We start from the raw sequence: 21879 nt of genomic DNA on the forward strand, positions 1-21879 counted from the left end.
CATTCGCTAAAATAGCTTTTTGCTTTCTGCTTTCAGCTTTCTGCTCTAAAAATAACTTTCGCTATAAAAACATTCCCCCGGAGGCTTCTATACGTTGTGCAGTAATCCAGCGGGCTTCGTTGCTACACAGAAATGCCACGATACCCCCAATATCATCCGGTACACCTGTACGTCCCAGCGCTGTTTGAGCAGAGATGTGCGCAATAGCCTGTGGTGCATGTTCAAATACGGCTTTCGTAAAGTCGGTTTCAATAATGCCCGGTGCTACTACATTGGCAGTGATACCACGCACACCCACTTCTTTTGCGAGGTAGCGGGTAAATACTTCAATAGCGCCCTTCATGGATGCATAGGCTGCATAACCCGGTGTTACAAAACGCGCCAGTCCGGTAGACAGGTTAATAATACGGCCATTATCTGCAATAAAAGGCAAGGCTTTCTGCGTAAGGAAGTATACGCCTTTTAAATGTACGTGATAGAGCTCGTCGAAATCCGCTTCCGTGGTTTGAGGAATCAGGGAACCACGATCGATACCGGCGTTATTAATGAGGAAGTCGAAAGTACCGCTGCCGGCAGCGGTTTGCAGGTAACCGGATACAGTGTCGAAGAAAGCATCAAAGGTACCGGTATTTGCCGTATCCAGTTGAAAGGCGGCTGCCTTAACACCTTGCGCCTGTATTTCCGCTACTACTTTTTCAGCTTCCGCCTGGTTGCTTTTATAAGTGATAATGATATCGTGTCCGTTTTTAGCAAGTTGTAAAGACATATTCCTGCCTAAACCACGACTGCCGCCCGTTACCAGGGCTACTTTGTTTTTTGCTGTCATCTGTTGTGCTATTTTTTTGATCACACAAATTTCAGGCATTCAGTTGGACGGGTTATGGTGATAGTTTAAGTATTTATAACGAAGCCGGCCATTTGATGATCATCAAATGGCCGGCTATATCATCAGCAGGTATTACTCTGCCAGCAACAGGTCTATTTGTTGCTTTAATTTATCGGCCAGCTCGGGGCCTTCAAATCCAATGTTACTAAACTGAATATTGCCGGCCTTGTTGATAAGGTAGGAAGCCGGAATAATATTAAAACCGAATGCGTCTCCTACAGCAGGATCTGTATTGTAGTACACCGGGAAGGTATACTTTTTATGCCCGCTCCAGCCCTGTGCATCCGCCAATGTATTTTTTGCACCGCTGTTGGTAATCATAAACACCACATCCGGGTGATGTTGGTACTGCTCATATAATTTCTGAAGATAGGGCATCTCCTGCATACAGGGCACACACCAGGTGGCCCAGAAGTCTATCAGCACAATTTTACCTTTGAGCAATGCCGCGGATACCGGCTTACCCTGCATATCCACGAAGCTAGCCAGTGATGGCGCCGGCCTGTTGATCCGTTGCCGGGCTACTTTTTCCAGCAGGTGTTTTTGCCGGAATGCAGCCAATGCAGTTTGCCCTACCTTGTTATTGGTTTGCTGATAATAAGCCGCCACGTTGTCTAATGTTTCTTTCCCTGCTTCTGCGCCGGTTGCCGCTTCCATGTACCTATTCGCCTCCGGTATATGTCCCTGCTTCATCGCGATCCAGCCTAATACCGACGCCAGGTGTTGACTGTTTTTGCGAATGACCGCTTGTCGTGTGCTATCATCTACGGCAGGATAGATATATCCTGTTTCCGGGAAATAGCGGATCACGCCTACCGGGAAATTCGTTACACTATCCAATGCTTTTTGAGCATAATAGCGTGCCGTGTCCAATGCCAGGTTGTTGTCCAGCAGCGTTTGTGCGACCCGCTGCCACGTAGGCCCCCGGTAAGGATCTTCCTTTTCGCCGGTCAGGAAACGGGCATGGTACAACGCTTTATTACTATCTTTTGCAGTGGCATAATATCGGAACAACACTTCATGCATCCCAGTAAAAGAACCGGTATTGTCCGCTGTTTCCTTTTTTAATTCCTGTTCAAAAAAAGCAATTTGCCGGGCGGTATCTTTTCCTTTTGCCATTGCTTCCGTTACCAGCTCCCGCCCCGGTGCAGAGTCGGGATAGCGCTCCCTGACCACCTGGCGGATAGAATCCAGCCGGCTTTTTTCACCGATAATCAGGTAGCCCATGGTCACCTTGTTAAGGTTCCCGCTGTTGGTGGGTGCCGCATTAAACCTATCAGCAATCACCTGGTGCGCCTGTGCGCGGAATGCGGCTTTGGCTTTTTCCGTCGGCGCATTGCTGATCTCATACGCTAGCAGGCGCAGCTTCGCTTCGTAGTTATCAGGGTACCGCCGCAGTTCTGCTTTGTAGAGCGCGGCTTGTTTGGCCGCCAGCAAAGGCGATTTTCCCATTTGAGCACTCATACTATATCCCTTATAAAGGGATACATCCCGTACAGGCACTTTATTATTATACACGGCTATTTCATAATGCCGGTCTTTAGCCGGCTTATCTGTTGCGGTGCCGCTTTCCAGGTAAAACGTGGCAAACGTACTGTAATTGGCCAATACAAAGGACGTAGTCCACTTATGACCACTCCGTTGCATGGGCATTCTCCAAGGTTGATTATAAAAATTGGAATAGGAGAACACTACGGTAACGGGACTATCAGCCGCCGGAATACCGGCTCCTGCAATAGTTGGATCATATGTGATGGTAACCTGTTGGCCATGTTCCGGGTAAGCCGGCGTAATCACTACCCGCTGTTGTGCTACAACAATATGCATGGTCAGCAAGGCCTGCAAAAGCAGGAAGACAAAGTATTTCATCTTATCGCGATTATTTGTACCCTTCGTTTTGGGTCAGGTTCACATTAGTTCTGATAGCATCAGAAGGAATCGGATACAGCGTATCTGTAGATTGCCAGTTAGTGCCTTTCAATGGACCCAGTATCGCATCAGATCTTTTGGTACGCTTCAGGTCAAACCAGCGATGGCCCCATTCTGCAAAAAGCTCTACTTTACGCTCCTGCTCTACGGCCAGTAGTAAGGCCGGTTGTGTAAGTGAAGCAGGCAGATCTGGTAAGCCGGCACGTTCGCGAATTGCGTCCAGGTCATCGCGGCCTTCGGTCAATTTACCCTGTTGTATACGCGCTTCCGCACGAATCAGGTATTGCTCTGCCACCCGCATTACCATTGAATATTCGGTAATACTTCCAACAGTCCCCAATCTTACTTTATACTTGTAAGGAAAATAGTAAGTAGCCCCGGCAGCCGTTTTCCGGAAGCCAGTCCAGTTGGCCAGGCGCTGATCGCCGGGTTCAAATTTACGGATCAACTGCAGGGTATCCAGCCGGAATAACGCACTGGCTGTAGCATTGGGAGGTGTAGAGGTAAATCCTTCCCAGGTATTGCGCCCCCCGCTTACGTTTACAGGTTGCAGTTGCCAGATCGCCTCTCCACTGTTAGCGAGGAATACGCTATTCAAATCTTTTAACAGGTTATAGCGACTATTACCAATCACCAGTGAGGCCGTTGCTTCTGCCTGTGCCCATTGCTGATTATACAGGTAAACCCTTGCCAGCAAAGCGTTGGCAGCAGCTTTATTAGGACGTACCCGCGTACCCGTAGGATAATCGTCTCCCATCAGCGCCACCGCTGATTTTAAATTACTGATAATGGTATCATATACAGCGGCCCTGGGTGCACGGGGCTTGATCCCATTTTCTTTGTAGTCTGTGCTGGTTATCATCGGCACATCACCATACATATTTACCAGGTAAAAATATAAGAAAGAACGTGTAAAGTAAGATTCTCCCAATAACTGTTTTTTTACCGCCGGCGATAAAGTATTGGAGGTAGAAATGCCTTCTATGCAGGCATTCATCTGGTAAATATAACTGTACACGTCTGCAAACATGCGCGTTGTAAATGTACTGCTGGGTATCAGCCTCGTTTCACGGAATACGTCATAGTCGGCGTAACTGGAATAATAGTACATCTCATCCGACTGCATCGCCGGTAAATAACTCATCAGTACATTGGCAAACTGGTAGTTGTAGGCATTCATCGTGCTATACAACCCGGTAACAGCCGCAGTGGCGGTTTTATCATCTGTAAATACCAACCCGGATACCAGCTCATTTTTTGGTAAAGGCGTATCTACGTACTTGCTGCAGGCAGCCATACCTGTGATGATTAAACCAGCTAAAAATATATGAATACGTTTCATGCTATATCTTTTTATCTGCTAAACAGAAATAATATTTTATAAACCCAACTGTAATCCGATTACATAAGATTTCAGCGGTGGCATTACCATACCTTGCGTTTCAGGATCCATTCCTTTATAGTTGGTAAAAGTGAGCAGGTTATATCCCAGCGCATAGGCACTCAGGCTGCTGATCTTCCACTTCTTCACAAACTTTGAAAAATCATATTTCAGGGAAATATTTTTCAAACGGATATAGGATGCATCGCCCCAGTTGGCGGTAGAAAGACTGTAATTGCGATAGTCTGTAATCCCCGATACCGTGGTAGCTCCGGGTACGGTAGTGATATCTCCTTTCTGCTTCCAGCGGTCCAGTGCTCTCAGATCCTGGTTAGCGAAGTTGCCGATAGGAGAAACATTATACCCATAGTTAATGCCAGGTCCTTCCTGTTTCACAAACTGGAACAGGAAATCCAGGCTGAATTCCTTCCAGGTAAAAGTATTCGCTATACCACCATAGAACCGTGGATCCCGATTGCCCAGTATCACGTAGTCAACAAATTCAGAAGGTGCAGGATTGCCTGCGTTGCTGAAAAACGAAGGACGGCCGGTTTCGGGGTTAATGCCCAGGAACTGGTAACCTTTTACTACCGATAGCGGCTGTCCTACTACATATACATCTTTGTAAGCAGAGGCTTCGATGTCCGGGAATGATTTAAGTTCATTTTTACTCACCGTCAGGTTAACAGATGTTTTCCACGAGAAATGTGTGCGTACGATATTGGAAGTATTTACTTCAAACTCCCAGCCGTGGTTCTTCACGCTGGCCGGCAGGTTAGCAGTGATAGAAGGGAAGCCCACCTGTGGACTCAGTTGCAGATCGACCAATTGATTATTGGAAATATTGTAATAATAGTTGGTATTAAAGAAGATGCGATCGTTCAGGAATCCCAGCTCTAAACCGATTTCCTTCTTATGGCTTTCTTCCCAGCGATACAGCGAATTAGGCAGGCGGGATGGCACCAGTCCGGGTACGCCGTTATAGGGAAAATTAGTAGAGCTCCAGCTATCGAGGTATTGATAGTCGCCCACTTTATCATTACCAGAGTTACCCATGCTGCCACGGAGCTTACCAAAGCTCAGGAAATGCAGGTCTTTCATAAAGTCTTCCTTGCTGAATATCCAGGCCGCACCTACTGCACCGAAGTTACCGAAGCGGTTACCCGGACCAAACCTTGTAGAACCATCGCGGCGGAAAGAGGCATTTACAATGTACTTTTCTTCCCAGTTATAATTCACCCGGCCAAATACAGAGGTATAGCGGTAAAACGCATATTGCGATGGACGCGGCGTGATCAGGCCGGCTGCTTGCTGGTCTTCCAGGAGGGCGTCACTGGAAAAGCCATCTGCTATTACTGATTGCCCCTGTGTAATGCTCTGCTGCCAACTGCTTCCGAGTAATACCTGCAAATTGCCTTTGGCAATGGTTTTATTATAATCTACCTGCGGCTCTATGATATAGGATCCAAAGCTGGAATTCCCAAAGTAAGACTGGCTGCCGACAGCATCTTTAGGATTAAAGCTGGCGTTAGGGAGAATCCGCATCTGCTTCATATCTGTGCGGGTATATCCCAGGTTGGCTTTCAAATTCAAACCGGGTAATAAGGTATACCGGATCACACTGTTGGTGACCAGGTTATTGGTACGTACTTCTGATTTGCGCAACAGGTAAGCCGCTGGGTTCTGTTCGTTGGAAAACCAGTACAGTTTACCAGTGGAGTCATACAATGGATAATTAGGTGCCAGTCTATAAAACGTTGCGAGGTCTGTAGGCAGGGAATTGTCCAGGCTGGCGGAATAGTTTACTGAAGCCATGATGCTGAACTTACCGTTAGCACTGGTGTGGTTCACATTCATGTGGCCTGCGCCACGCTGAAACCCGAGGCTGCCGGGCATTACTGTTGTTTCCTTATGCCAGGTACCGCTTAACAGGAATTGTGTTTGTTCATTTCCCCCGGATACAGATCCTTGTGCTTCGGTAATGTGCGCGTTATTGCCCATTAAATATTTCTGCCAGTCGGTGGTTTGTTGCTGGTCCCATATAGTAAGATCTGGTGCGGTTTCCGCGTCATAAGATTTATTGTCGTTTTTAAACGCTTCTTTACGCATGGCCACGTATTCCGGTGTGCTCAGCATTTTCATCCTATTCACCGGGTTTCCTAATCCCGTATATACGTTGAAGTTAGTTTGCGTTTTGCCGGCTTTCCCTTTCTTCGTGGTAACGAGGATAACGCCGTTAGCGCCCCTGGAGCCATAGATAGAGGTTGCATCGGCATCTTTCAGAATATCTATCCGCTCGATATCTGCCGGGTTAATAGCGGCCAGCGGGCTTTGCTTGCCGTTGGCAGAAGTAAACTGGTTGATGGGATCTGCATAAAAAGGCACTCCATCTATTACGTACAGCGGATCGTTGGGATGCAGGATAGAGCTTTGTCCCCTGATCAACACTTTAAAATTGGAACCGGGCAAACCGCTGGACGACGTAATGAATACACCGGATACCCTTCCCTGCATAGCCCCTATTGCGTCCACCACCGGCTGCGATGCAATATCGCCGGCTTTAATGCTGGCTACAGAACCGGTGTTATAGCGCTTGCTGGTAGTACCATAACCTATCACCACGGTTTCATCCAGGCTGCTGGTTTGTCGTTTCAAAAACAACGTATAGGGGTTGTAATGCGCAACACGAAATGTCATGGATTGATATCCTACATAAGACACTTCCAGTTCATCGCCCAGTGTAGCTGCAATAGAAAAACGGCCCTGCTCATCGGTTACAGTGCCCATACGGGTACCTTTCACTTTGATAGTCACCCCTATGAGGGCATTGCCGGCTTCATCTTTGGCTACACCAGTAATGGTGTGCTGCTGCTGTACCTCGTCTGCCAGGTGGGTAGCCGGAGCAGGCGCTCTTTTCCTGATGAAAATCGTTTTGTCTTTAAGCGTATAATCCAACGGCTGTTCTTTAAACACTTCGTTGAGAAAGTCGGCCAGCGGTTTGTTACTCGCTTTTACTGTTACCGGTTTAGCCGCCTTCAGCAGATCTCTGTCATAGAAGAAGAAATAGCCGGTTTGTTGTTTTACGGAAGAAAAAACGTCCTCCATCGGTGCGTTCCTCACCGACAAGGTCACTGTTTGCGCAAAAGCACCTGCTGATACTTTCAAGGTCGCCACCATCATGAGAACAATCGTCAATCTCATAGTAAGTGCAATTTTGGTTGGGAAAAGTCCGGGCATAGAAAGGACTTTTCCATGATAAGTCAATTGCATAAATTTGCATTTGTTAGGATGGATAATCAGTATTCGAGTATGTACACGCTTAATGCGGCTATCGTCCGGACATTTTTCCGGGGGTGGGTCCAATCACCTCCGGCTTTTTTTTGCCCGGACCGCCGCTTATAAAGGCTAAAGTTGGTGGTGCATAATATCAGTTGACATCAGTTATAATAAAATCCCCTATAGCTACGGTTCCACGATAATACTGCGTCCCTGGACGCGGAAATGGATACCGGTATTTTCTAATCCTTCCAGGACATCCGACAGTGGAAGGTTGCGTTGAATTTCTCCCTGGAACCGGCGTACAGGGATATTGCCTGCATAAACAATGGATACATCATACCACCGCGACAGTTGCCGCATAATAGTGGGGATGTCTGCGTCATGGAAGTAAAACTCATTCTTCTTCCAGGCCAGGATGGCGGCCGTATCGGCTTTGGCGACCAGGTTCAGCTGATCGGGCCCGGTGATCAGGGCCTGCTGACCGGGTGATAGTACCCTGGAAACATTCCCGGCATTTACTTTCACGGCTCCCTGTACCAGGGTGGTTTGAACGCCCGGCTCATCCGTGTAGGCGTTCACGTTAAAACTGGTGCCCAGCACTTCTATACTGGCATCGCGGCCCGCCTTCACAACGAAAGGCATTTTTGCTTTTGCAGCTACTTCAAAATATACTTCTCCCTTGATGGTTACTTCTCTTTTTCCTTCGGAAAATACCGTCGGATAGGTAATCGCAGAAGCCGCATTCAACCATACCTGCGTACCATCCGGCAGTGTAAGCCGGAACTGCCCTCCCCTGGGCGTGGTAAGTGTATTGAGACTTGCCTGCGCGGAATAATCCTGCGTATGGTATTGCAACTGCCCGTTTTGTAAATTAATCAGGGCGCCCTGTTGTGTAATCACCTGTTGACCGTTGCTATCCAGTGGTACCACGGTCCCATCAGCCAGCGTCAACGTGGCTTTGGTGGATCCTGGCATTATCCGGGCAACGGGGATGGCGGGTCCCGTTGTCGCCGGAGCTGCCTGTCGATACCAATATATAGTGCTGCCCAACAACAGCAACACGGCCGCTGCAGCGCTCCACCACCAATACGTACGGGAAGCCCTTACTACTTTGGCGGCAGGAAAATGCTGCGCACTAAAGGTGGCCCAGGCCGCGGTCATATCAAATTTTTCGTACTGCGACAGCTTACTGCGGAGTATATCCGGATCCGTTAGTTGCTCAAACAAACGCTGATTGTCGGCAGACGCAGTGATCCAGGTCCGCAGCTCCTCTTCCTCTACAGCAGTCAACAAGTCCCGGTGATACCGGGATACCAGGTATGCGATTCGTTGCAATATTGGGTTGGTTTCACTGTTTTGATCTGTTGCCAATTCGTTCCTTTAATATAGAAACAACGAAAGTTTATTTTCGATTAAAGGCTTTGGAAAAAATATTTTTCAGGGCAACAGATCCGTTAATAATTATGATAATATTTCATCAGGGCTATGTATACGCCCAATAACGGTAATATGTTCTTTTTAATGAGGCTGCTCCGGATGAGTTTAAGCGCCCTTAATTTCTGCGCCCGCACGGTATTATATGAGATTTGCAGGGCATTAGCGATATCTTCATTTTTTTGTCCTTCGAGATAACTCATCTTAAAAATACGCCGGCACTGGGTGGGTAACGCTTCTATTTCCTCATACAATTGTTGTATAATTTCTGTTTCAGTGAGCACCGGGTCAAAGCCCTCCATTTCTGCACTGACCTCCTCTTCCTGCAGATAGGAAAACTCCTGTTCCCTGACAGAAAGCCGCTGGCGGGCCTTCAGAAAATTAAGACCTGCATTTTTGGTAGCAATAAAGAGAAAAGCTTTGATGTTGGTGGCCGTTGTAAAATCCGCCCTTTTATGCCATAGCTTAGAAAAGCTTTCCTGCACGAGGTCTTCAGCCTCCTGTTCGTTATCTACAATTGTAAAAGCAAAATAACAGAGCGCCCGGTAATGTTGGTTAAATATGTATTGGAATGCAGATGGCTCTCCTCCGGCAAACTTTTGCAGTAACAGCTGCTCATTCCTGGTATACTCGGCTATCATCCCCCTTCCCTGACAATATAAAACGATGATTTATCGGAATAAAAATACCGATAAAAGCTGAGTATTCATAACTAGCGGACAAACAAAAAGCGATTACTGTCAGACCGATGTGATGATATTGCTGATAAACGCATTGTACTCATCCCGCATCGGCAACTCCATATTGCATTGCAATTGCCGCCTTTTCACGATTACCGGCACCTGTGCCTTTACATCAAACCCTTCTTTTTCCACTTCCATCCAATAGATACCACTCCCTCTCTTCTGCCACAGCGGCAACTCATTGAAGTTAACCCCCAATGAGAACAACAGCTCATTTTTCTCCGCAGTGCTCAGTTTTTCTATCCGCCGGGTTGCAGCTGCCTTGTCAGCGCCATCCTGGCGCAAACGCCAATAGCAATGTGCGTTCAATGAGTTACGGTGGGCATCTTCATTGCGCCAGCGGAAATAATCAACAACGAGGTTCGCGTTAGGCAATTCGGAAATACGGCAATCAAAAGCCGCCACATCTCCCAGTAGTACCGAGAATTTTGCACTGGCTTCGCCTGCCAGGATAGAAATCAGCTTACGGCGCTTGCGGGAAAAAGCGGTTTCATTCAAATCAAATAACAACGAGATCTCATCACTTTGCGTGTAGCCGTAAATCACTTTAAATCCACAGTTCATCAGGTGTTCCGTAGTAGCAATCATATAATCACGGAAACGGGTATCAAAGGGAGCGTCAAAAGAATGTGTTTCTTTGGTGAGACGTGTAAAGCCGCGCCCGTCAATCCTGGCCACCATGTACATACCAGGTACTACATGCGCGTCATGGGCCGTTTCGTATATACGCATCCGGGCATCTAATTCATCAAATTTCATTGGTCCAGGGTTTAATAACAAAAGTATCGTTCACAATGGTCACCATATATAATTCGTCAAATCCTTCCTGCAGAACAGGCAATTCTAGGCGCTTATAAGTACCACGGACGCCCACTTCCGGGACCAATGCTTTACCGGATCTACGGTTATTGCGTTCCAGCGCATCTGCTATGGCCGATTGAAAGTAGTATCCCGTCACTTTAAATTTATACTGCTTTGCCAGGGTAATATATTTTTCCCGGTCTGCCCTGGCAGGATTGGTATTATCTACTACAAATGCCTGCTGAACGGAAAAGCAATAATCCAGTAGCTTCCCTTCTTTGTTTCGCGTATGCAACTGGTCCATCGAGATCCGTAAATGGGTATCAAAAAAATGCTGCTTGTAAAAAGTGGATTTACCAGTGGCCTGGATGCCACAAAAAATAACTGCTTCCATAGGTATATCTTTTCAGGGGTCATCGCTACAGCAGACCGTATCAAAAAAACAACATTCCCGGTATTCATCTCCTTAAAAATTACCTGGCAGTAATTTCGTATACACAGCGGCGTTGCCCGGTGGTGATATGTTCTGTTCGAACAATAGTGGCCTGCTTTCCGAGTACCGTACTGAAAATCTCCTGTTCCATCTGGCAAAAATGGCTACAGCATTTCGCTGCTGCGTGAATGGGACAATGATTTTCTATCAGGAAAAACGTGTTGCCTTCTTTTTTAAATTCTGCCATATAGCCTTCGCGCTTGCGGAGGTCAGCCAGTAAGATCACTTTACTTTCGAGATCCCTGCTGCCTTTCAGCTCTTCCTGGTATTTCTCCAGCGTGCTTTGTGCGGTGGCTTTCAACACTTCCCCCATCATTTCCGGCGTCAGTGTTTTATTCATGTTGCAGAGTAATTTCAATGCCAGGTCCTGGTGACGATCCGGGAAACGGGCATTGCCGGCTTCTGTTAGTCCCCATATCTGTTTAGGCCGGCCCCTGCCTTCTGATACGGTGGTGGCAGTAACCAGTCCTTCATTTGCCAGTTTGAGCAATTGAAAACGTGCGCCTTCCATGGTTACCTTCAATTCATCTGCTAATGTCTGCAGTGGTTGTGGTCCCCTGGTTTTAAGTATCCATATCGCCCGCTCATTATCGGCAAAATTATTATTCATAATAAACAAAGTGTTTATTTGGTTTATTCAGCAAAGATACTATCTTTGTTTCAGAAGTACGATGAATAGTTCCGTACCGCCATACCGGTACTGCCGCGTGTATACCGTGCGCAGTGGCTGTATGCGGGGTACTCCGGCATCACGCTTCCGGGAGGGCCCTCCGAAGGATAGATTAAACATAACAGACGAATCAACGCTTGCTGCTGCAGCCTTTTCTGCAGTACCAGGCCGGCATGTGCATACTAACACTAAACTTTACTTCCAATGAAAATAGCTATCATAATCGGCAGTATCCGCCAGGGGCGTCAATCCCAGAAGATCGCCCATTATCTGCAACATAACTTAACGGGCCAGGGTCACCATATTGACCTGGTAGACCTGGCCGCCACACCGCTCCCCATGCTGGAAGAGCGGGTAGGCAAACATCCACAGCTACCAGCCGTGGTACAGGATTTAAGTAACCGCCTGCATGCCGCCGACGCGGTCATCATGGTCACCCCGGAATATCATGGCAGCTTCTCCGGGGTATTGAAAAATGCACTCGATTATTTTTACAGCGAATTCTCGAGAAAAGTAGTGGGCATTGTCACCGTCAGTGCGGGCAAACTCGGCGGCATCAATGCAGCTACTCAACTGCAACATGTGATCCTCAGCCTTGGCGCATTTCCGCTTCCTACCAAACTACTGGTGCCTGAAGTATATGGCGCATTCAACGAGGCACAGGAACTCACCAGCGACATCACCACCCGATCGGCACAACGATTTATAGACGAATTCCAGTGGCTGGCAACCGCCATCACGGAAAAGAAACAACAGGCAGTTACCGGGATCTAACACAACAACACTACAGCGGAGAATACGGGCATTCTCCGCTGTATTCATTTTATGATATGCACAGCTAAAAAAATGTGATATCTTGCTAAATATTTCTACAATATTTGCAGAACGCAATCGTCTTCAAAAAAGGAAATCCTGTTTTTTAGCCACACCCTGCAAAACATATATCTGGTAAGATGAAACAAGAAGCTGGTACTAAAAAGAAAGAAGCCGGCATATTCAGTCTGCTACGGCCATACATGGGAATGGTCGGTTTGCTGATACTGTTTACGCTGTTGAGTAATGGTCTCAATTTATGGCTCCCTAAAATTATCGGAAACGGCATCGATGCTTATGAACATGGCACATTTCAGTTGAACCCGCTGCTGATAAAATTCAGCGTCGCCATTATCATTATCCTGGTGTTCACCTACCTTCAGAATATCATACAAACCTATGTATCTGAAAAAGTAGCCCGGAATCTCCGCACCCAGATATCCAACAAGATATCCGGCCAAAGCTACGCCTGGGTGGAACAAGCCAACCCTTCCCGCTTACTCACCAACCTGATCGCGGATGTAGACTCCATCAAATTATTTGTGTCCCAGGCCATCGTGTCGCTGGTATCCTCCCTGTTCGTCATCATCGGCGCCAGCATCCTTTTGATCACCATCAACTGGAAACTGGCACTGGCTGTTATTGCCACGCTCCCCGTAATTGGTATCACCTTTTTCCTGGTACTGCGCAAAGTAAGAGCCGTGTTTATCAAAAGCAGGGAAGTAATGGACTGGCTCAATAAAGTGATCAACGAAAGTATATTGGGCGCCGCCCTTATCCGTGTCGTCAACTCCCAGCAGCTGGAATATGAAAAATTCCTCGACGCCAATACCAAAGCTATGAACTTTGGTTTGACCATTATCCGCCTCTTCGCCGGACTAATTCCTGTAATCACCTTTACTGCCGGCATTGCCGGGCTCATCATCCTCGCTCTCGGCGGACATTTCGTGATCACGAATACAATGAGTCTCGGTGATTTTGCAGCGTTCAACAGCTACCTCGCCATGCTTATCTTCCCCATCCTGGTGATCGGGTTTATGAGTAACGTAATCGCCCAGGCATCAGCTTCTTACCAAAGAATCAGCAACGTGCTCAATATGCCCGACATAATGCCGGCAGGTACCATTACTAATCCTGTTAAGGGAGATATCCACTTCAATAATGTATCTGTCAACTACGGTCAGAAACCAGTGCTGAAAAATATTTCCTTTTCCGTAAAAGCAGGATCGAAAGTAGCCGTGATAGGCCCTACTGCCGCAGGTAAAACCCAACTGCTCTACCTGCTCACCGGCCTCATAAAACCAGATGTCGGCGAAGTGCTGATAGACGGTCAACCTGTGACAGCATACGACTCCGAAGCCATTCACAAACAAATTGGCTTCGTATTCCAGGACAGCATCATCTTTAACATGAGTATCCGCGAAAACATCGCCTTCAATGATACCGTGACCGATGCGGCCATGGAAAAAGCACTGGATGCCGCCGCGCTGCGGGAATTCACGGAAACACTCCCCGAAAAACTGGATACCATCGTATCAGAAAGAGGGACCAGTCTTTCCGGCGGACAAAAACAACGCCTCATGCTGGCACGTGCACTGGCTATGAATCCTACCATTCTCCTGCTGGATGATTTCACCGCGAGGGTAGATACCAATACGGAAAAGAAAATACTGGATAATGTACAATCGGCCTACCCGGGCATTACCCTGCTGTCCGTAACGCAGAAAATTGCCTCCGTAACACATTACGACCAGATCATCCTGCTTATGCAAGGCGAAATTATTGCCAGTGGTACGCATCATGAACTGATCAATTCCAGCCCTGAGTACATCCAGATTTTTAATTCCCAACAAAGTACCAGCAACTATGAATTACAATCTTAATAAATATAGCGGGAAAGAGCATAAAACGTCGAACTATACAGCATTCAGAAACCTGCTGCAACTCATTACGCATGAAAAAAAGAACCTGCTTATTGCGTTGCTGGCTATTATCGTGAATGCTACGCTTAACCTCGCCGGCCCCCTGTTGATTGGTTACACGGTGGATCATTACGTAGTGCATAAACAATATCACGGCGTACTGGTGTTCTCCGGCATCCTGCTGTGTATGTATGTGCTGGCATTTTTCACCAGCTACTTCCAAACCAAACTAATGGGAGGGGTAGGTCAGCGTACCCTCTTTACCCTGCGCAATACCATCTTCAGTAAAATACAACAGTTGCCGGTAGCCTTCTTTAATCAAAACAAAGCAGGTGATCTCATTTCCCGCGTCAACAACGACACCGATAAACTCAACCAGTTTTTTTCCCAGTCGCTGATGCAGTTTGTGGGTAACATTATGATGATGATAGGCGCCGGTGTTTTCCTGTTAATCATCAATTTAAAAATCGGTATTGCCGCGCTGGCACCGGCTTTGCTCATTCTTATTTTTACACGGGTATTATCTCCCTGGATCAAAAGAAAGAACGCCGCCAGCATGAAAACCGTAGGTGGCATGAGCGCGGAAATCCAGGAAAGCCTGAGTAACTTTAAAGTGATCGTCGCTTTCAACCGCCGCGATTATTTTAGAAAACGCTTTAATGAAGCCAACATTAAAAATTATGAAACCGCAATTGGTGCGGGTTTAGCGAACAACGTCTTTTTACCTTTCTACGCCATGTGCGCCAGCGTAGCCCAACTGCTGGTACTCACGGGAGGCATCTACCTGATTGCATCAGGCGAATTCACGATCGGCCTCTTAGTGAGCTATCTTGCTTATGCCAACTATTTCTACAATCCACTGAGGCAACTCGCCACCCTCTGGGCTAACTTCCAGGTGGCCATGGCAGGATGGGACCGCATTTCTGAAATACTGGCGCTGGAAACAGACCTGGTGACCGTTCCGGCTTCCGGTACTCCCGCTCCTAATGCCCCTTTGCTGGAATTCAAACATGTACACTTCGGCTATCCTGAAGGCAGGGAAATATTGCATAACATTAGTCTTACCCTGGAAAAAGGAAAAACGTATGCGCTGGTAGGCCCTACTGGTGGCGGCAAAACCACCACAGCCTCTTTGATGGCACGCCTGTATGATCCCACACAGGGCACGGTATTGCTGAATGGCAAAGACATTCGCAGTTACGATGCCAATGACCGTTCTCAAAAAATAGGATTCATTTTACAGGAACCATTTCTATTCACAGGCACTGTGAAAGAAAATATCCTCTATGGCAATCCTCACTATAAAGACTATACGAATGAGCAGCTCACGGAAGTCATCAAAGAAGCGAACCTCGAAAAACTGCTGGCTATCTTTGAAGAAGGACTGGAAACAAAAGTAGCCGCCAGCGGCGATGGCGTGAGCCTTGGACAAAAACAGCTGATCGCCTTTATGCGCGCGGTGCTCCGCAAGCCCGACCTGTTGATCCTGGATGAAGCCACCGCCAATATTGATACGGTAACCGAACAATTACTGGGCGAAATCCTGGAGAAATTGCCCGATACTACTACCCGTGTTATTATTGCCCACCGACTGAATACCATTGAGAATGCAGATGAAATATATTTTGTGAATTCGGGAGAAGTAACCCGTGCAGGATCGCTGCAAAATGCGATGGAGAAATTATTACACGGTGTAAGAGTCAGCTAACATTCCTTAGGGTAACTACGTTGTAGTACCCGATCTATATATACATATTCCGGCAGCGATTGTAACTTTTGTAACAAGGCAGCCGGAATTTTTGTTGGCCCTAGTAGCGCCCCCGCTACCTGTCCGGCGATGGAAGCGTTGGTATCGGTGTCGCCACCTGCTGCTATCAGTACTTCAAACATTTCCTGCATGCCTGTCTGCCCTACTTTCGATGCGGCAAACAACGCCAGCGGAACGGAGTTTACCACATAACCGTTATTGCCTAAAGCCGCTACTTCCTTTATTCCTGCTGTATTGCCCAGCTGCTGTATGCCAATCAGCCGGTCCCGTACACGCGTGTCCGGTAATTGCGGGATAAGCACATCAAATAATTGGGTGGTGGGAGTCCAGGTGCCTTCCAACGCGGCCCGTATCGCCAATACCACGGCCAGTGCTCCTACATAAGCCTCTTCGTGCTGATGAGTGATCCGGCAGGCATCCCGGATATCCTCACGGGAACGGCTATCCCAAAATGCAAAAGGAGCTATCCGCATCGCTGCGCCGTTGCCAGCACTATATTCTCCCTTGCTGCCGGCATAACGCCAATTTATACCTGCCTCCAAATCCCGCATGGCTTTCAATGTGCTGGCGCCAATGCCTACTATACTACCAGTTTTAAAGTACTGCAGGAATTGTGCGGCCAGTGCGTCTGTATTTTTATTGAGAGATAATACTTCACAGGTAGCCAGCGTGAGCCAGGTGTCATCGGTCAACGTCCAGCGGGGCGGTGGTGGGGTTATTCTTCCCAGGTAGAACGTGCGTGAATCGGACGGAGGCGGCGTATTTTCAAAGCAGCTTCCCCAGGCGTCGCCAATGGCGCCAGCTAAAATACAACCCTCAAATCGCACGCGCTTGCTTAATGTCATACGGTAAAATACAGATATTCCCCATTCCTCCCCCACTAATCCCACCTTTTTTCGGTATATTCACCACATGTCAAAATTCAAAGATGTAGTGGTAACACTATCCAAAAAGCATCCTCAAACCAGTGAGCCGGTACAGGCCGGGCACACGTTTGTGATTGGCGTACTAGGCAAAAAAACTGCCTTCTATGAAATCGCCAGTGAAGCGCTGAACAACCTCCACAATGAAGATCTGCAAAAAACGTTGTTCCAGCTCCTCCACCCACAAACCCCGCATCACTAGTTTTTTATTGATTTATGAAAGATGCCTGCGCAGGTTTTCTCTTTGTTGAAAAATTTTGTACTATTTGGTAAAGAATATACCTTTACCCCAAAATCATACCTCCATGTCAGGCAGACCTAAGATATTTGATGAGCAGGAAGTGATCGGTAAAGCAGCGGATCTTTTCTGGCGGCAGGGATACGAAGCCACGTCTACAGAAGACCTGCTGACAGAGATGGGCATCGGCAAAGGCAGCTTTTACCTCGCTTTCAAAGGAGGGAAGAAGGAGCTGTTCGAAAAAGCCCTGGCTCAGAACAGTGAAAGAGCCCTCACCAGGCTAAAAAAAGAAATAGCCGAAGCCACTGACCCGGTGGAATATATCCGCCAATTCTTTCGCGGCATCACCGCCAGCCCCAAAAAATTACACCAACGCGGCTGTATTATGGGAAATACGGTAGCCGAATTATCACATACCGACCCCGCTTTGATGAAAAAAGCTGCTCATCACCTGCAGGCACTGGAAGGACTTTTCCATGAAGCATTGCTCCGCGGAAAAGAATTGGGCAAACTGCACACAAAACAAGACCCGGCGCTACTGGCCCGTTTACTGCTCAACAACTGGAACGGCCTCGGTATTACCCGCCGCATCTATCCCGACAATGAAGCCCTCGGGGAACTCATAGAAATGCAGTTAAAAATCCTGGATTAATCAACCACTTGTTTTAATAGCACCCGGTAAACGTATATTCAATTTTGTACCATTTGGTACAATATAAATTTATCAGCATGGAAAAAAACACTTCGCTCACCACCGCCACCGCCGTATTATTTGCGATCGCCAGCGGATGCGCCGTTGCCAACGTATACTACGCCCAGCCCCTGCTCAACACCATGAGCCAGGATCTCCATATTCCTGCCGCCGATACAGGTATCATCATTACCATTACGCAAAGTGGTTACGCAGCCGGGCTGTTGCTGCTACTCCCACTGGGCGATCTGTTTAATCGTCGGAAGTTAATTGTAACACAATTATTGCTCGCCATGGCGGCGCTTGCACTGGTAGCCTGGGCGCCCAGCCGCGGGCTCTTTTTTGCCGGTATAGCCGCCATAGGGATGCTGGCAGTGGTCACCCAAACATTGGTGGCATATGCCGCAACGCTGGCGGCGCCATCGGCACGTGGCCGTATGGTAGGACTGGTCACCAGCGGCGTGGTACTCGGCATCCTGCTGGCGCGTACTATTTCCGGCACGCTGGCGGATATGGCCGGATGGAGAGCTGTGTATCTTTTTTCTGCCACGCTGATGCTGCTCACCGCCATCGCCCTGTTCCGGGTACTTCCACGGGAAGATCCCAATAAAACAGTGACCACCTATCCCCAACTGCTGGCCTCCGTTTTTCAATTGCTCCTACAGGAGCCGATACTTCGCACCCGTGCTATCCTGGCAGGGTTTATCTTCGCGGCCTTCAGCGTATTATGGACCTCATTGGTACTCCCGCTCAGCGCACCGCCCTATGAATTCAGCCATACTGTCACCGGCCTGTTTGGACTCATAGGTGTAGCCGGTGCACTTGGCGCCACCAAAGCCGGGCAACTGGCCGATCAGGGCCACAGCCAACGGACTACCGGCATTGCACTCACCCTACTCCTGCTCTCCTGGATACCTCTCGGTTTTACCACCTCTTACCTTCCGGCACTCATTGCCGGCATTATCCTGCTGGACCTGGCTGTACAAGCAGTACATGTTACCAACCAAAGCCTTATTTATCAAATCCGCCCGGAATCCAGGAACCGCCTGGTAGCCGGGTACATGCTCTTCTACTCCATCGGCAGCGGCAGCGGCAGCATTGCTGCCACCACCACGTACGCTCATACCGGCTGGACAGGCGTATGCATACTCGGTGCTGCCATCAGCGCCATGGGACTTGCTTTCTGGGCCATCACCCTGCCCTGCACCCACACGCATAAAAAAGCAATAACTTTGGGATACGATAAATAACCCATGTCATGCCACATATACCCATTTACCAGGTAGACGCCTTCACAGACGAATTATTCCACGGCAATCCGGCCGCGGTATGTCAACTGGAAACCTGGCTACCCACCGATATCCTGCAAAAAATTGCCGCCGAAAACTTCTTGCCGGAAACCGCCTTTTTCATACCGGCTGCACAATCCGGGCATTATGAACTCCGCTGGTTTACGCCTGAAATAGAAATGGATCTCTGCGGACATGCCACCCTCGCCACCGCACATGTGCTGTTCAATCACCTGGGATGGGATTTCCACCAGATCACGTTTCATACGCAAAGCGGTCCGTTGACCGTCAGCAAAAACAACCAGCTGCTCACCCTTAATTTCCCTGCAAGACCTGCTACAGCCGCATCTCTGCCACCGGAAATACTCAAGGGTATCGGTGTATATCCCATGGAAGTACTGAAAGCACGCGACTATATCCTCGTATACCACGATGAAAACATTATACGTCAACTGCAACCGGATAAATCTATCCTGGACCAGATTAACCTGGACCCTGGCGGCATTATCGTTACTGCAAAAGGAAAAGACGTAGATTTCGTGTCCCGCTACTTTACACCACAGGCCAGCATCCTGGAAGATCCCGTTACCGGATCCGCCCACTGTTCCCTCATTCCTTTCTGGAGTGCACAGCTGGATAAAAAAGAAATGATTGCCCTGCAGGTATCTCCCAGAACCGGGAAGTTATATTGCGTGGATGCCGGCGATCGTGTACTCATTGGTGGCCATTGCAAAACCTATCTCGAAGGAAATATTTTTGTACCTTAAACGAATGACACGCTTCCTTATACCGCTCTGGACATTACTTTGCTACACAGTATCCGCCACCGCTCAAAGCTTACCAGTCATAGATAACACCGTCAATGCCTTCATGACCAAATACCATGTACCTGGCATGGCCATCGCTGTTACCCATCACGGTAAGCTGGTATACGCCAAAGGATACGGCTATGCGGATACGTTGCGCCAAACAGGCGTTACGCCCAATAGCCTTTTTCGAATTGCCAGCGTGTCGAAATGTATAACGGCAACGGCTATACTAAAACTTGCAGATGCAGGGAAACTCTCGCTCGACGCCACCGTGTTTGGGAAAAAAGGCATCCTCGGGACTGCATATGGACAGCCTCCTTACCCGGAAAATCTGCGGAAGATCACCGTACGCCAGTTGCTGCAGCATACCGCCGGCGGCTGGACTAACAACAGCACAGATCCGATGTTCAGTCATCCTGGCTTATCCGCTGCTGAACTGATTTCATGGACCATCACCCACCAACCGCTGGAAAATACACCCGGAGAGGTATACGCTTACTCTAACTTCGGTTACTGCATATTGGGCCGGATCATCGAAAAGGTATCCGGCATGCCCTATGATGCTTATGTGAAGAAAGCCATCCTGCAACCCAGCGGTATCACTGATATGCAGATTGGCGGTAACACACTCGCCCAACAAAAAGCGAATGAAGTCACCTATTACGGTCAACATGGCGAACAGCCTTATATCTACAACATCACCCGCATGGATGCACATGGCGGATGGATTGCCTCGGCTGCTGACCTGGCACGCCTGCTGGTACATGTAGATGGATTTCCTGCGCCTGAAGATATACTCTCTGATACCGCCATTACCGCTATGACTACCGGCTCTAAGGCGAACACCGGCTACGCCCTGGGCTGGGCCGTAAATCCTTATCACAACTGGTGGCATTCCGGTTCTCTTCCCGGCACCGCCAGCGAAATTATCCGCTCTCATCACGGCTTTACCTGGGTAATGCTTTGTAATACCCGCACAGACGATAGTTTCTTTAATGACCTCGATGGGTTACTATGGGGAGCAGTTAACGATCCAACTACACCATGGCCTGGTGTGGATCTTTTTACCAATAAATAATATCATTTCACCACAAGCTGGTTGTATAGTTCTGTATGGCGGATAATTATCTGCCACCATACCAGTCCCCCTTGTTCGGCTATCTGAAAAAAATATTCCTGTTAATGCTTTGTTAACGCTTCCATGAAGGCTATCCGCTTTACCGTAATGAATACACTGAGTGTAGCCATTTCGAAACGAAAATAAGGGCATAAAAAAGGCTGATTAAAGTATTATTTTTAATCAGCCTGGTTACTATCTATCATTATGAAACAAACCTATTATGCACACTTACCTGACTACCTGTACCCCCAGGTACTTAGCCTTCGTTAACAAGTATACACCACCTAGATAAGATGCAATACCCATCAGCGTAAACACCGCCAACATCCAGATAATTTTACGCCGGTTGCCCCTGCGTCTTTCATCTCTGTTCAACACCATCTGCTCCAGTTCCAGCCAGCGTCTCCCGGGATCGGCACTTTTGAAACGCTGATCCAGTGCACCTGACTTCATCATTTTCTGATAAACAGCAGCAACTAATTTGGCATTAGGTATATTGTCCATTAAAGCAATCAGCTCTTTAGTTTCTTCATCTGTTACGCGCCGGGTTACTGTTGGCTTTTCCGGCAACTGCTTTAACCATATACTATCTGCAATCATTTTAAAATAAGAATTCATAATAATGCCTGCATGATTAAATTGATCTCCGTAATGTATGTATGTACGAAGGGCGGGCATGCATAGTTTTCA

Annotated in this window: 19 protein-coding genes; 8 read left to right on the plus strand and 11 right to left on the minus strand. The window is 48.0% G+C overall.

Features of this window, described 5'->3' with window-relative positions; genetic code table 11:
- Positions 1 to 61 precede the first annotated feature (61 nt).
- The 9 genes from J7623_RS25150 to J7623_RS25190 all read right to left on the minus strand — a co-directional run bounded on the left by J7623_RS25150 (position 62) and on the right by J7623_RS25190 (position 11556).
- Positions 62 to 826: an SDR family oxidoreductase gene (locus J7623_RS25150; protein ID WP_291925806.1), complete on the minus strand. Its 765-nt coding sequence runs from the start codon at positions 824 to 826 to the stop codon at positions 62 to 64.
- Positions 827 to 958: 132 nt separating this feature from the next.
- Positions 959 to 2755: a redoxin family protein gene (locus J7623_RS25155; protein ID WP_291925809.1), complete on the minus strand. Its 1797-nt coding sequence runs from the start codon at positions 2753 to 2755 to the stop codon at positions 959 to 961.
- Between the two features lie 10 nt (positions 2756 to 2765).
- Positions 2766 to 4157, minus strand: coding sequence for a RagB/SusD family nutrient uptake outer membrane protein (locus J7623_RS25160; RefSeq protein WP_291925812.1), 1392 nt, complete (start codon positions 4155 to 4157; stop codon positions 2766 to 2768).
- Positions 4158 to 4193: 36 nt separating this feature from the next.
- Positions 4194 to 7397: a TonB-dependent receptor gene (locus J7623_RS25165; protein WP_291925814.1), complete on the minus strand. Its 3204-nt coding sequence runs from the start codon at positions 7395 to 7397 to the stop codon at positions 4194 to 4196.
- A gap of 261 nt (positions 7398 to 7658) precedes the next feature.
- Complete coding sequence (locus tag J7623_RS25170; RefSeq protein WP_291925817.1) at positions 7659 to 8846, minus strand: FecR family protein; 1188 nt, start codon at positions 8844 to 8846, stop codon at positions 7659 to 7661.
- 83 nt (positions 8847 to 8929) lie between these two features.
- Positions 8930 to 9550: an RNA polymerase sigma-70 factor gene (locus J7623_RS25175; RefSeq protein ID WP_291925819.1), complete on the minus strand. Its 621-nt coding sequence runs from the start codon at positions 9548 to 9550 to the stop codon at positions 8930 to 8932.
- Positions 9551 to 9649: 99 nt separating this feature from the next.
- Positions 9650 to 10411 (minus strand): tRNA(His) guanylyltransferase Thg1 family protein, encoded by a 762-nt coding sequence (locus tag J7623_RS25180; RefSeq protein WP_291925822.1) that lies wholly within the window; start codon positions 10409 to 10411, stop codon positions 9650 to 9652.
- Complete coding sequence (locus J7623_RS25185) at positions 10401 to 10847, minus strand: AAA family ATPase (protein ID WP_291925825.1); 447 nt, start codon at positions 10845 to 10847, stop codon at positions 10401 to 10403. Before J7623_RS25185 ends, J7623_RS25180 begins: the two co-directional genes overlap by 11 nt.
- 79 nt (positions 10848 to 10926) lie before the next feature.
- Positions 10927 to 11556 carry a metalloregulator ArsR/SmtB family transcription factor gene (locus J7623_RS25190; protein WP_291925827.1) on the minus strand — a complete coding sequence of 210 codons (630 nt, stop codon included), beginning with the start codon at positions 11554 to 11556 and terminating at the stop codon, positions 10927 to 10929.
- Between the two features lie 264 nt (positions 11557 to 11820).
- Between J7623_RS25190 and J7623_RS25195 the strand changes: the two genes are divergently transcribed.
- The 3 genes from J7623_RS25195 (at position 11821) to J7623_RS25205 (ending at position 16059) form a co-directional block, all read left to right on the plus strand.
- The gene (locus J7623_RS25195) at positions 11821 to 12390 is read left to right on the plus strand and encodes an NAD(P)H-dependent oxidoreductase (protein WP_291925830.1); all 570 of its coding nucleotides are present in this window, start codon (positions 11821 to 11823) and stop codon (positions 12388 to 12390) included.
- A gap of 179 nt (positions 12391 to 12569) precedes the next feature.
- Complete coding sequence (locus J7623_RS25200; RefSeq protein WP_291925833.1) at positions 12570 to 14312, plus strand: ABC transporter ATP-binding protein; 1743 nt, start codon at positions 12570 to 12572, stop codon at positions 14310 to 14312.
- The gene (locus J7623_RS25205) at positions 14296 to 16059 is read left to right on the plus strand and encodes an ABC transporter ATP-binding protein (protein WP_291925836.1); all 1764 of its coding nucleotides are present in this window, start codon (positions 14296 to 14298) and stop codon (positions 16057 to 16059) included. Before J7623_RS25200 ends, J7623_RS25205 begins: the two co-directional genes overlap by 17 nt.
- Here J7623_RS25205 and J7623_RS25210 read toward each other — a convergent pair.
- Positions 16056 to 16964 (minus strand): ADP-ribosylglycohydrolase family protein, encoded by a 909-nt coding sequence (locus J7623_RS25210; protein ID WP_291925839.1) that lies wholly within the window; start codon positions 16962 to 16964, stop codon positions 16056 to 16058. The genes J7623_RS25205 and J7623_RS25210 overlap by 4 nt on opposite strands.
- A 67-nt stretch (positions 16965 to 17031) precedes the next feature.
- Between J7623_RS25210 and J7623_RS25215 the strand changes: the two genes are divergently transcribed.
- The 5 genes from J7623_RS25215 (at position 17032) to J7623_RS25235 (ending at position 21147) form a co-directional block, all read left to right on the plus strand.
- Positions 17032 to 17244: a hypothetical protein gene (locus J7623_RS25215; protein ID WP_291925841.1), complete on the plus strand. Its 213-nt coding sequence runs from the start codon at positions 17032 to 17034 to the stop codon at positions 17242 to 17244.
- 103 nt (positions 17245 to 17347) lie between these two features.
- Complete coding sequence (locus tag J7623_RS25220) at positions 17348 to 17932, plus strand: TetR/AcrR family transcriptional regulator (RefSeq protein ID WP_291925844.1); 585 nt, start codon at positions 17348 to 17350, stop codon at positions 17930 to 17932.
- A 77-nt stretch (positions 17933 to 18009) separates the two neighbouring features.
- Positions 18010 to 19221: an MFS transporter gene (locus J7623_RS25225; protein WP_291925847.1), complete on the plus strand. Its 1212-nt coding sequence runs from the start codon at positions 18010 to 18012 to the stop codon at positions 19219 to 19221.
- 8 nt (positions 19222 to 19229) lie between these two features.
- Positions 19230 to 20027, plus strand: coding sequence for a PhzF family phenazine biosynthesis protein (locus tag J7623_RS25230; RefSeq protein ID WP_291925850.1), 798 nt, complete (start codon positions 19230 to 19232; stop codon positions 20025 to 20027).
- 4 nt (positions 20028 to 20031) lie between these two features.
- Entirely contained in the window at positions 20032 to 21147 is a 1116-nt protein-coding gene (locus J7623_RS25235; RefSeq protein ID WP_291925852.1) for a serine hydrolase domain-containing protein, read from the plus strand.
- Positions 21148 to 21417: 270 nt separating this feature from the next.
- Here J7623_RS25235 and J7623_RS25240 read toward each other — a convergent pair whose 3' ends face one another.
- Positions 21418 to 21807 (minus strand): hypothetical protein, encoded by a 390-nt coding sequence (locus tag J7623_RS25240; RefSeq protein ID WP_291925855.1) that lies wholly within the window; start codon positions 21805 to 21807, stop codon positions 21418 to 21420.
- Positions 21808 to 21879 lie beyond the last annotated feature (72 nt).

Origin of the sequence: Chitinophaga sp. (assembly GCF_017745275.1) — a bacterium.
Taxonomy (GTDB): domain Bacteria; phylum Bacteroidota; class Bacteroidia; order Chitinophagales; family Chitinophagaceae; genus Chitinophaga.